This is a genomic window from Methylobacterium segetis, assembly GCF_004348265.1.
Classification (GTDB): Bacteria; Pseudomonadota; Alphaproteobacteria; order Rhizobiales; family Beijerinckiaceae; genus Methylobacterium; species Methylobacterium segetis.
Genome location: NZ_SMNT01000134.1, coordinates 1 through 11733, shown reverse-complemented (window position 1 = coordinate 11733; position 11733 = coordinate 1). Strand labels below are relative to the sequence as shown.

Annotated in this window: 11 protein-coding genes; 4 read left to right on the top strand and 7 right to left on the bottom strand. The window is 71.2% G+C overall.

Annotated elements, in window-relative coordinates:
• From E1J50_RS23790 to E1J50_RS23780, 3 genes are all read right to left on the bottom strand, one after another.
• The coding region (locus E1J50_RS23790) for a polysaccharide biosynthesis/export family protein (protein ID WP_132256331.1) at positions 1-939 on the bottom strand (939 nt) is incomplete at its 3' end.
• Positions 940-1118: 179 nt separating this feature from the next.
• Positions 1119-2612, bottom strand: coding sequence for an LTA synthase family protein (locus E1J50_RS23785; RefSeq protein WP_425374965.1), 1494 nt, complete (start codon positions 2610-2612; stop codon positions 1119-1121).
• 13 nt (positions 2613-2625) lie between these two features.
• On the bottom strand, positions 2626-4572 hold the full coding sequence (locus E1J50_RS23780) for a capsular polysaccharide export protein, LipB/KpsS family (protein WP_132256329.1): 1947 nt from the start codon (positions 4570-4572) through the stop codon (positions 2626-2628).
• Between the two features lie 342 nt (positions 4573-4914).
• Between E1J50_RS23780 and E1J50_RS23775 the strand changes: the two genes are divergently transcribed.
• From E1J50_RS23775 to E1J50_RS23765, 3 genes are read left to right on the top strand one after another with little or no spacing between them, the layout of a single operon-like run.
• A complete protein-coding gene (locus tag E1J50_RS23775) occupies positions 4915-6222 on the top strand; it encodes a capsule biosynthesis protein (protein ID WP_132256326.1) in 1308 nt (435 codons plus the stop codon).
• Positions 6223-6255: 33 nt separating this feature from the next.
• A complete protein-coding gene (locus tag E1J50_RS23770) occupies positions 6256-7023 on the top strand; it encodes an SDR family NAD(P)-dependent oxidoreductase (protein WP_132256324.1) in 768 nt (255 codons plus the stop codon).
• A complete protein-coding gene (locus tag E1J50_RS23765; RefSeq protein ID WP_132256322.1) occupies positions 7023-7880 on the top strand; it encodes a formyltransferase family protein in 858 nt (285 codons plus the stop codon). Before E1J50_RS23770 ends, E1J50_RS23765 begins: the two co-directional genes overlap by 1 nt.
• A gap of 61 nt (positions 7881-7941) precedes the next feature.
• Here the strand turns inward: E1J50_RS23765 and ettA are convergent, their stop codons facing one another.
• The 4 genes from ettA to E1J50_RS23745 all read right to left on the bottom strand — a co-directional run bounded on the left by ettA (position 7942) and on the right by E1J50_RS23745 (position 11236).
• Positions 7942-9594 carry an energy-dependent translational throttle protein EttA gene (ettA, locus tag E1J50_RS23760; protein ID WP_132256320.1) on the bottom strand — a complete coding sequence of 551 codons (1653 nt, stop codon included), beginning with the start codon at positions 9592-9594 and terminating at the stop codon, positions 7942-7944.
• A gap of 206 nt (positions 9595-9800) precedes the next feature.
• Positions 9801-10076 (bottom strand): hypothetical protein, encoded by a 276-nt coding sequence (locus E1J50_RS23755; protein ID WP_132256318.1) that lies wholly within the window; start codon positions 10074-10076, stop codon positions 9801-9803.
• Positions 10077-10085: 9 nt separating this feature from the next.
• Positions 10086-10979, bottom strand: coding sequence for a DNA/RNA non-specific endonuclease (locus E1J50_RS23750; protein WP_132256333.1), 894 nt, complete (start codon positions 10977-10979; stop codon positions 10086-10088).
• A 5-nt stretch (positions 10980-10984) separates the two neighbouring features.
• On the bottom strand, positions 10985-11236 hold the full coding sequence (locus tag E1J50_RS23745) for a hypothetical protein (protein ID WP_245516721.1): 252 nt from the start codon (positions 11234-11236) through the stop codon (positions 10985-10987).
• 345 nt (positions 11237-11581) lie between these two features.
• Between E1J50_RS23745 and E1J50_RS23740 the strand changes: the two genes are divergently transcribed.
• Positions 11582-11733: 1-deoxy-D-xylulose-5-phosphate synthase N-terminal domain-containing protein (locus E1J50_RS23740; RefSeq protein ID WP_245516722.1), on the top strand; the 152-nt coding region annotated here is incomplete at its 3' end.

The following is an 11733-nucleotide window of genomic DNA, read 5'->3' as shown; positions in this document are numbered from 1 at the left end:
CTTGCGCACCACGCTGGCGGGCTCGAAGCGGAAGATGAAGGTGCCGGAGGGGTCGGCCTGGAAGTCGGACAGGCCGCGGGCCTTGGCCAGGCCCTGGGCGAGCGTGATGCCCTCGGCCTGGAACGGGATCTCGGTGGAGTTGCCGAGCGCGCCGACCGCCAGGAAGGTCTGGGGATCGCGCACCAGGGTGAGCACGTCGCCCGGGCGCAGGTAGATGTTCTCGCGCGGGTTGGAGACCACGGTGGTGAGCGGCACGGTGGCGGTGGTGGGCCCGCGCGAGAGCCGCACGAAGGTCTCGGCGACGGGGGCGCGCACGCCGCCGGCGGAGGCGACCACGTCGAGCAGGCGGTCGCCCTTGGCCGAGAGCGGCAGGCGGGCGCCGCCGGCGACTTCGCCGGTGACGGTGACGGCCTGGGAGACGGGGCGGGTGACGGAGACGAGCACCTGGGGCTGGATGGCCTTGCCGGCGAGTTCGGTCTCGATCAGGGCCTGGACGTCCTGGGTGCGGCGTCCGGCGACCTGGATGCGGCCGGCATAGGGCACGGAGATGGCGCCGTCGCGGGAGACGACCTGCTCGGGGATGAGGGCGGACTTGGATCCGGCCGAGACGCGGTCGGCGACGAGGGGTCCGGAGAACAGGCCGCCGGAGCCGGCCTCCCAGATCGAGACGGCGACGAAGTCGCCGACGCCGATGACGGGTTCGAGGGCGGGCCGGTTGTCGCCGAACGAGGCGAGCAGGCTGTCGAGGGGGCGCGAGCGCAGCGACTCGACCACGGCCGGGGTGATGTCGACGATCTCGTAGCGGGCGAACACCCCCTCGCTCGTCACCGTCTCCGCGCCCGACGCGATCGCGCCGGCCGTCGGACCTGCCCCGGGCAGGACGTTACAGCCGCCGACGAGGCAGGCCGTCAGCGCGGACAGCGCCGTGATACGCAGCATGTACTCGTTCTCCGTCCGAGCCCCCTGGCGGGCGGGGACCTGGGGTCTGGTGCGCGACCTTTGCGCGCCAAACGCTGAAATCCGTTTAACGGTGGCTCAACCACGCCGTGGCCGCCCACGGCTCGGCACCGGGTTTCATCCCGGCCCGTCCGCGCGGGTAGGCATCGGCCGATATTGCGTCACGACCGTGGCACGGCCAAGCTCGTTTCCCTCTCGGGGGCGGCCGGAATCCAGGCATTGCGCAGCAGGCGGCCGAGTCCGTCCGCCGTCAGGTCGACGCGGCCGGGACGGGGGACTTCTCCGCCGAACCGGAAGATCGCGTAGTCGGTCGCCGTGTCGCCGAAGCCGGGCCGGCAGGTCGGCAGGGCCGGCGCATGGTCGCCGAAGACGCAGAGGGTGGCGCGGCGCCCTTCGAGGCCGCGGATGAGATCTTCCACCATCTCCCCGGTATGCGCGACGTGGTGAAGATACTGCGCGAGCGGATCGTCGATGCCCGGCAGGCGCCCGGGCTTCCAGGGGCCGTGGTTCTCCATCGTCACCCCGAACAGGAACAGGGGGCCGCCGGCCGCCTCCACCTCCGCGAGGACGCGCCGTCCGAATGCACGGTCGTCTACGTAGGGGCCCGTGCGGGGAGCGTCCCGGAAGTCCTCTTCCATGACGAGGCGTTCGAAACCGAAATTCCGCATCACGGCCGCGCGCTGGAAGAAGTCCCGATGGAAGGGGTGCACGAAGACCGTCGCGAAGCCGGCCCGCTTCGCGAGACGGGCGAGGCTCGTCGGCTCGCGGCCGCCGGCGCTCAGGTAGGGATCGAAGCGCCCGAAGCCGAGGCCGACCGCATCGAGGCCGGTGAGCACCGCGTGCTCGGTGCGCATCGTGTAGGCGCCGTGAGCGGGGACGCGCAGGCGCCCGAATTGGTGCGCGCGTGCCCGCACAACCTCCATGAGCGGCAGGGCCGGGCCATCGAGGCGGAGCGGATCGATGAAGGATTCGAGCTGGATCACGACGAGGACGTCGTCCCGTGCGGCCTCGCCCGGGACCGCCGGGACCAGCGCAGGCCGCTCTCGCCGGGTCGCCCGCCAGCGCAGGAGGTAGGCGGCGAGCGTGGCGGGCTGCCCGAAGCGGGCGATGTCGGCATCGAGGTCGGGACGGGGAAAGCGCCGTGCGACGCGGGCGGCGAGGGGCGCGCGTTCGGCGGCGAGGGCGAGCGCGCCGAGCAGGAGCGGCAGGGCGATCACGGCCGCGAGTGCGGGCGCCGACCCGCTCGGCAGAACGGTCGGCTCCAGCCAGAACCAGAGGCCGACGACCGACACGAAGGCGAGAAGTGGCAGGCCGATGCGCGGGTCGGTGACGGGGCGCGTGTAGTAGAGGTCGGGGTGCCGGGGCACCTGCGGCAGCAGGGCGAAATCGCTGAAGGCGAGAGGCTCGCCGATGACCCCGCGCTTGAGGCGGCTCACGAGGGCGAGCCCCGCTACCGTGAGGATGCAGGAGACGGCGGCGAGAAAGGGCCGCCACGAGAACACGAACCAGAACAGCGTGAGCAGGGCATAGGCCGCGAGGCGGATCGCAAGATCCCCCGGCCGCAGGCTGATGGGCCGGCCGGTCCCACCCTCCGCCGCCTCGATGACGAGGGACAGGCCGAGGGCGGCGAGGAACGCGACGAGGACGGTGATCACCGGGACAGGTTCCTCAACGCGGCTTGCCGTCCGGTCCACGCGTGACGCCGCGGCGGCTGCGCAGGTGGCGCACGATCGGGTTCAGGAGGGCGTAGCGGGCACGCATGGTCAGATGCGCGATGCGGCCGATCGAGAGGGCGTTGCGCGGGGCGGCGTCGCGCGCCGCGCTCAGGCGGTCGAGCAGCCGCTCGGGCGTGCAGGGCTTCTTGGCGACCGGGTCGAGATAGAGCGGGTAGAGGATCAGCGCGCCGGCGACGAGTTCGTCGAGACCGAGCCTGCGCCCCCTGTCGGCGTTCGGGGCGAGATCCTCGGTCAGCCCCCAGCCGGAATAGAAGGGGCGACCGTGGACCGCGACGGTGAGGCCGCGGATCAGCGCCTCGAAGCCCGCCAGCGAAGTCATGGTCTCGACATGGTGCACCCGGTCGAGAAGGTCGACGATGCTGAGCCCTCCGACGATCCGGTCGGCCAGCGTGAGCGCCTCCTCCTCGGGGATCGCCCCGGTACGGAAGCCCGCTTCGACGTCCGGGTGCGGCTTGAACAGGATTAGCGCGTCCGGGTTGCGGGCGCGGGCGGCTCGGAGCAACTCGCGGTTCGAGCGCACATGGGGCGAGCCGTACATCACGGAGGCGTCGTCCTCGACCTGGCCGGGCACCAGGACGAGGCGGCGTCCCTCCGGCAGGTCGAGGGGCGGCGCGGCGAGGCCGACATTGTACTTGCTGAGGCGGCGCGACACGATCGCCTCGCGCAGCCGCCGTGCCCGCGCGACGAGGTCCGGCGGGAAGCGGCTCTGCGCCAGCAGGACGGAGAGGCCGCTCTCGCGCCGCGGGTCGTAGTAGATGCCGCGATCGTCCACCACGATCGAGGCGCCCGGCTGCAGGCTGGCACCGAGCCCGACCGAGCGGAGGAAGCCGTCCTCGATCCGCTCTAGGGGCAAGCCGACCTCGGCGCAGCGCTCCTCCAGATGTCCGGGCTCGCGGGTGGCCCAGGCCCGGATCCGCGCCTGATGCAGGAGCCCTGCGGCGACCGCGTCCTCGGCCTTCATGGCGTGGATCGGAGGGCCGTGGGGGCCTGCCGCGAAGACGTCGAGGGCGGGCCGCTTCCAGCCCGATACGCCGACATAGACGATCCTGCGATCGTTGCCCGCGAATCGATCCCGCAGCCACGCGACGTGCTCGAGGCATTCCGCGGCGCTGACCGGCCGCCGCGTCCAGGGATCGAAGTAATGGACGCCCGCGCCGAAGGCGGCGGCGAACAAGGCTGCGTCCGGGGGGGCGGCGGTCCCGTCGACGCAGTGCGTCTCGATTCCCGCCAGCCTCGGCCCGTACCCGGTCTCCCAGCGATCGACGTAGACGCGCGCCGCGCGCTCGAACAGGAGCCAGGGATCGACGGGTCCGCTCAGAACCGTCAGGCGTTCCGCGCGGTCGCGCCCGAGGCCCGGGCAGCCCTCCGGCCCGGCCACGACGAAACGCTCTGCCGGACGGTCCGCGAGCACCCGGCCGACGAAAGCGCGCAGCCGCGCCGGGCTCGCGGCGGCCGGACCGTCCGCGAGGATGAGGGCCGGAGCCGGAAGGCCGCCGAAGACCTCGTCGAGGGTGGTGCCGCCGCCATGGGGAAACCGGTTCCGCCCGTAGAGCCGGCGGCCGCGGAGCGAGGCGGCCAGCTCGGCGCCCGGCGCCTCCCCACCCACGGGCCTGCCCCGGAGCCTGATCCGCAGGCTCGCCATGCCGGTTTCGGGCGTGTCGTAGGGGCTGAGCAGGGGACCGGGCTCGACGACGAGGGGCGGACGCCCGGCCCGGCCGAGCAGGAATGCGGCGGCGCCATCCGCGCCCCAGGTGGCGCCGGCCGCGCCCGGGCTCCAGGGAGGGGCGGGCCGGCGTCCTGTCGCGGCCTCGATCTCGGCGCTGAGCCGCCGAGCGGTCCGGCCTATCGCGAAGAACGAGGGAGGTGAGTTCGGCAGCATCGCTTGAACGTTCGGGGCGACGGCCCGGGAAGGGGCCGAATTCTGGCAACCCGCGCCGCCGAGGGGCGGCGCGGGGCCTGCGGGATCGGGTTATTAGCGCAATTCACAGGGTCGGGGCGACCGTCAGGAGTGCATGGTGCGCTGGACACACGCTTGCCGTGTTTGCCGCCTAACCCGTCGCAGACCGAGACTTGCCGCGGCCGGCGTGGCCGCCGGGCCACGGTGACAGAGATTTACGGTGATCGCTTTCCGGGTCTCATTGCGGGTGCCGAGCGCCTGTGCGACCCCAGAAGACGGACCGCAGGCCTGGGCGCCCGCCCGGTGAAGGACAAGCGCCTCGTGATGCTGCAGCCTCGCCCCGACGCGTATCCCGATCGCCCCGCGACCTTCCTGTTCCTCCAGGGCATCGCCTCGCCCTTCTTCGCCGATCTCGGCCGCGCCCTTCGCGACCGTGGGCACGCGGTTCGGCGCATCAACTTCTGCCCCGGCGACTGGCTGTTCTGGCCCCTCCCCTCCGACCATTACCGCGGCCAGCGCGACGGCTGGGAGAGTTACCTCGACGCCTACGTGGCGCGGCACGAGGTGACCGACATCGTGCTGTTCGGCGATTGCCGGCCCTACCACGTCACGGCCCGCGAGGTCGCCAAGCTGCGCGGCCTGCGGGTTCACGTGTTCGAGGAGGGCTACATCCGGCCGAACTGGGTCACCTGCGAACTCGGCGGCGTGAACGGCCATTCCTCCCTGCCGAAGACCGCCGAGGAGGTACGCGCCATCGCCCGGCGCCTGCCGCAGCCGGGGCGCGCCATGCCCTCGACCGGCAACATGGCGCGGCGCGGCCTGTGGGATGTCGCCTACAACATCGCCAATATCGGCTTTCCCTATCTCTACCCGAACTTCCGCACCCACCGCCCGCGCCACATCGCGTCCGAATATGCCGGCTGGATCAAGAAGTTCACCCGCCGCGGCCGGACGCGCCGCGAGGCGATCCGGTGCAACGAGATCTACACGGCGATCGGCGCCGACTACTTCCTGCTGCCGCTGCAGCTCGACAGCGACTACCAGATCCGGGTCCACTCACCCTTCCTCGGGGTCGAGGGCTTCATGGACCGGGTCATCAAGTCCTTCGCGGATCACTCGCAGGCTCCGACGCGGCTTCTCGTGAAGCTCCACCCGCTCGACAGCGGCCTGATCAACTGGCGCAAGTTCGCCCGTGCCTCCGCCCGCCGCCACGGCGTCAGCGAGCGCCTCGACTTCATCGACGGCGGCGACCTGCCGAATCTCATCCGGGGCGCCCGCGGCGTCGTCATCGTCAACAGCACGGTCGGCATGCTGTCGCTGGAGACGGGCCGGCCGACGCTCGCCATGGGAACGGCGATCTACAACATGCCCGGCCTCACCCATCAGGCCGGCCTCGACAGCTTCTGGACGAACCCGACCCCGCCCGACATGAGCCTGATGGCGGATTTTCGCAGGGTCGTCCTGCACCGGACGCAGGTCAACGGCGGCTATTTCTCCCGCTCCGCGATCGATCGCGCGGTCGCGGGCGCCGTGCCGCGCATCGAGGCGAGCCTGCCGGACGCCTGTGTCGCCGCCGCTGCCCGGATCCGGGACGGGGGCGCCGCGGACGAGCGGCTCGCCCCGGTCTATTGATCGATCGCCCCCGGCGGGGGTAGCAGGCGGCCCATGTCCGTCATCCTGATCACCGGCGCGTCGAGCGGCATCGGCGCCTCGCTCGCCCGCCACTACGCGGCTCCGGGCCACCACCTCATCCTCAATGCGCGCGGCGCGAACCGGCTCGAAGCGGTGGCCGAATCCTGCCGGGCGCGGGGCGCCGCGGTCGAGATTGCGCCCCTCGACGTGCGCGACCGCTCGGCCGTGAGCGCGTGGCTGCGCGAGACGGATGCGCGGCTGCCGCTCGATCTCGTCATCGTCAACGCGGGCGTGAATGGCGGGCATCCGACCGGCGGCATCGAGACCGAGGAGACCGCCTTCGAGACGGTCGACATCAACCTCAACGGCGCGCTCAACGTCGCCCTGCCCTGCGTGACGCTGATGCTCGCCCGCGGACGCGGCCAGATCGCCCTCGTCTCCTCGCTCGCGGCCTACGCGCCGCTGCCCGACGCGCCGGCCTATAGCGGCACCAAGGCCGCCCTCCTCGCCCACGGCCTCGCTTTGCGGGAGAAGATCCGGCACACCGGCGTGCGCCTCAACGTCGTCACGCCCGGCTACGTGAAGACGCCGATGGGGGGCGACTACAAGGGCTGGCGGCCCTTCGAGATGAGCGCCGACGAGGCGGCCCTGCGCATCGCCCGCGGCCTCGAGCGCGACCTCGACGTGGTCGCATTCCCCCGCCGCCTCGCCGCCGCCGCCCGCGGGGCCGGGCTCCTGCCGGAGCGCCTGCGCCGGCTCGGTATGCACGGCTTCCGCTTCCAGATCCGCAAGCGGCGCTGATGGGACGGCTCCGCCTCGCCGTCCTCGCCCTCGAAGCGCTGCCGAACGCCCGGTCGCTCAGGCGCTTCGTCGCCGATCACGCGGCGGAGATCGCATTCGTCGGCCTCTCGAACGCCGAGCGGCCGAGCACGGGGGGCTTCACCGGCCAGATCCGGCGGCACCTCGCCCGCTCGGGGCCGGGCTTCCTGCCCTATCTCGGCGTCAATTTCGGCCTGCCCGACCTGATGCGGCCGCTGGCGCCCGTGACGCAGCGCCTCACCGGAAGCGGGGGAGCGCCGGCGGCGACGCCGCTGCGTGCGCTATGCGGCCGGCTCGGCATTCCGGTGCTGAAGGTCGACGACGTGAACGGACCGGACATCTCCGACGCCCTGCATCGCCACGGCGCCGACCTGATCCTGACCTTCCATTTCGATCAGATCCTGTCCGGCGCGACGCTCGCCGCTGCCCCGCTCGGCGGCCTCAACGTCCATCCCGGCCTGCTGCCGCGCCATCGCGGCCCGGTCCCGACGATCCACGCCCTGGCCGAGGGGCCGGACGCCTTCGGCATCACAATCCAGCACCTCGCCGTCGCCATCGACACGGGCGCACTCCTCGCGCAGGAGGCGGTGCGCCTGCCTGCGGACGTCACGGCGAGCCGCGCCTCGGTGCTGCTGCACGAGCGCGGCCGGATCCTGGTGGAGCGGGTCCTCGATCAGGCGGCGGCCGAGGGCCGCTTGCCGCCCGGCCGGGCGGTCGAGACGCTGCCCTATTGCGGCTTTCCGGACCGCCGGATGCTGGCGGAGCTGCGCCGCCGCGGCCTCAAGCTGACGGACGCGCGGGACCTGAGGGAGGCCGCCTCCCTCAACGCCCGGGCGTGAGGCCGTGGTCGCCTCCCCCGGCGAGAGAAAGCGACCACGGCGCGAGCGTGCGGGCTGAGCCTTACCGGCTGAACTTCTTGTACTTCAGGCGCTTGGGCAGGATCGAATCGGCGCCGAGGCGGCGCTTCTTGTCCTCCTCGTAATCCGAGAAGTTGCCCTCGAACCACTCCACGTGGCTGTCGCCCTCGAAGGCGAGGATGTGGGTCGCGATGCGGTTCAGGAACCAGCGATCGTGGCTAATGATCACGGCGCAGCCCGCGTAATCCTCCAGGCCCTCTTCGAGCGCCCGAAGCGTCTCCATGTCGAGGTCGTTCGTCGGCTCGTCGAGGAGCAGCACGTTGGCGCCGCTCTTCAGGGTGCGGGCAAGGTGCACGCGGTTGCGCTCGCCGCCCGAGAGGGTGCCGACCTTCTTCTGCTGGTCGCCGCCCTTGAAGGCGAAGGCCGCGCAGTAGGCCCGCGAGTTGATCTCGCGCTTGTTGAAGTAGATCACGTCGTTGCCGCCCGAGATCTCCTCCCAGACGGTCGCCTTCGGGTCGAGGGCGTCGCGCGATTGATCGACGTAGCCGAGCTTCACGCTCTCGCCCACCTCGATCGTGCCCGCGTCGGGCTTCTCGGCGCCCGTGATCATGCGAAACAGCGTCGTCTTGCCCGCGCCGTTCGGCCCGATCACGCCGACGATGCCACCCGGCGGCAGCTTGAAGGAGAGGTTCTCGATCAGGAGGCGGTCCCCGAACGCCTTGTTCAGGCCGTCGAACTGGATGACGTTCTGGCCGAGCCGCTCCGAGATCGGGATCACGATCTGGGTGGTGGCGTCGATCTTCTCCTGCTGCTTGGCGACGAGCTCCTCGTAGCGGGTGATGCGGGCCTTGGACTTGGTCTGGCGCGCCTTCGGGGAGGCCGCGATCCATTCCTGCTCGCGGGCGATGGAGCGCTGGCGGGCCATGTCCTCGCGGCCCTCCTGCTCCAGGCGCTTCTGCTTCTGCACGAGCCAGGCCGAGTAATTGCCCTCGTAGGGGATGCCCCGGCCGCGGTCGAGCTCCAGGATCCAGCCCGTCACGTTGTCCAGGAAGTAGCGGTCGTGGGTCACGATCAGGATCGCGCCGGGATATTGCCGGAGGTGGCCTTCGAGCCAGTTCACCGTCTCGGCGTCGAGGTGGTTGGTCGGCTCGTCGAGGAGCAGCAATTCCGGCTCCCACAGGAGCAGGCGGCAGAGCGCCACGCGGCGGCGCTCGCCGCCCGACAGCTTGTCGACGGGCTGCTCGTCGCCGGGGCAGCCGAGCGCCTCCATGGCCTGGTCGACCTTCGAATCGAGCTCCCACAGGTTCTGGGCCTCGATCTGGTCCTGGAGGGCCGTCATCTCGTCGGCCGTCTCCTCCGAGTAGTTCATGGCGAGCTCGTTGTAGCGGTCGAGCAGCGCCTGCTTCGCCGCGACCCCCTCCATGATGTTCTCGCGGACGGTCTTGGTCGGGTCGAGATGCGGCTCCTGCGGCAGGTAGCCGACGCGGGCGCCCTGGGCCACGAAGCCCTCGCCGGTCCAATCCTTGTCGATCCCGGCCATGATCTTGAGGAGCGTCGACTTGCCGGCGCCGTTGATGCCGAGCACGCCGATCTTGGCGTCGGGGTAGAAGGAGAGGTTGACGTTCTCCAGGACCTTCTTGCCGCCCTGGTAGGTCTTGGTCAGACCCCGCATGTGGTAGATGAATTCGCGGGCCATCGCCGTGTCCTTGCGTCTTGCGGTCTCGTGCGGCGCGCGGATGCGCGGCCGCGATGGGTCTTGAGCGCGGCGCCGGCCGATCGATCCGGTCCCCGGCGCTCCGAACCCGAAGCCGCCCGCGGCGCCACTGTCTCTTGTGATGATCCGGCCCGAGTATCAGGGCCGCCCGGGAGGGGCAAGGACGGGAGACGATTCGCCCGCCCCTCTCAGGAAAAGGGATTGCGCAGCGTGGAGGTCGGTTCCGCGCCCTCGTCGCCGACGGAATCGGGCAGGTCCGCGGCGGCGAGCGCCCGCACGATGGCGTCGACGGCCCGCTTGAGGTCGCGCGCCTGGGCGAGGCCGGCCCGGTCGCGGGTGATCTCGATCTGCCCATGCACGGCGATGCGTGCCGTGCCGTTCTCGATCGAGAGGGCGCCGATCGTCTGCACCATCGTGTCGTCGGAGAAGGGTGTGAAAGCGGGCTTGTCCGTGCGGCGTGCCATCGGGCCCTCCTAGAAAATGGAGCGGAGCGCGTCGCGCAAGGCCCGCCGCAGTGCCCGGAACAATTCGGATTTGAGCCAGGATTGCCAGCCCTCCTCCGGGCGGCGCGCCTCGCCCGGCTCGCCGCGGGAGAATTCGCGCGGCTCCGGCAGGTCCATGACGGTGGCCTTGACGCGGTCCGGCAGGGTCGGGAAGGCGTCGAGCCCCGCGACCGCGTTGAGCGTCTTCAAGGAGACCGCGCGCCATGCACCGTCCGCCCGGTTCGGTGCGAGATAGGCCCCCGCCTCGCCCCGCTTCGGATCGTAGACCGCCTTGAAGATCTGGGTCGGCACGAGGACGCGGCCCTTGATCGCCTCGACCGAATCGCCCTCGAAGACGGGGCCGGTGATCACGTAGAGCTCCCCGCGCTGGCTCGCGAGGCGACGAACGCTCTCCTCGATGGCGGACCACAGCCCGCGATTGAAGGTCCGGTTCTGGGGCACAATGTTGGCGAGGCTGAAGGATTGGGCCTGGGCCTCCGCGGTCGGCATGTCGCCGGCGGGCGCCATGTGGCCGCGATCGTAGCCGCTGCGGATGTAATCCTCGACGCGGGCGCGCTCATCCGAGGGACCGCGATCCTCGTCGTGGAAGGCGTCCTCCCGGTCGACCCGCCGCGCCGCGGCGACGCTCGCGCGGGTGAGGTGCTCGGCCGCGTAGAGCGGCGTGCGGGAGACGCCCGAATGCAGCACCGCGTAGGCGTCGAAGCAGAGCGGCAGCGTCCGGGCCGAGAGCTTGGCGTTGGTGAGTGCCGGCGGCGACCCGTCGAGATAGAGGGCCGGGCAGGTCGCGGCCCCCTCCCCGATGGCCGCCGCGCCGGAACTGGTCGCGAGGACGAGCGCAGCCGCGATCAGACGCCGGGCGCGCACCGCGCTCAGTAGCACACGCGGACCTTTCGGGTGCCCGAAGGGGTCGCCCGCCAACGCCAACCGCAGGGCCTGCCGAGGCTGCCCTCGAAGGGTTGCACGTCGCGGTCGGGCGCGCCGGGCGAGGCCTGGATCGGACAGCGGCCGAGAAAATCGCACGCGAACGTGATCTCGGAGCTGCGCGACTCGACTGCCGAGCCTGGCGTCGCGGCGGCCAGCAGCGCGGACGCACTGATGCAGGCTCTGAGGAGAATGCGCATTATCGGTCGGTATCCGCCTGCAACGCGCTGCCGAAAACCGCGAATCGAGCCGAGTAACATTGCTGGTGCCGCCGCCCGTTCATAAATGCCGCACTCTCAGTTGCATCCGCGGGTAGCTACCGCTGAGGGCCGCTCCGCAATCATTAACGCTGAAATCGAAACGGTGGGGAGCTAAAACCGGCCCAGGGCACCTCGGCGATTGGGGCTGCACCATGGCAATGCTGGGCAAGATCGGTATATAGGACCGAAATTCTCATCGATCGCTACGGTGACTCGATGCCCGCGCCGGCCCCGACGCGGCATGCACCGGATCGATGTCAAGGACGAGCAAGCGGGTACAGAGCATTGGCACGGCAAGATACTTCCCTTCTCGACGGCATTTTGGATCCCTCGGCGCTTCGGCGCGTGCCGGAGGCTGATCTGCAGGCCGTGGCGGACGCGGTGCGGGCGGAGATGATCGACGCGGTCTCGGTCACCGGGGGCCATCTCGGCTCGGG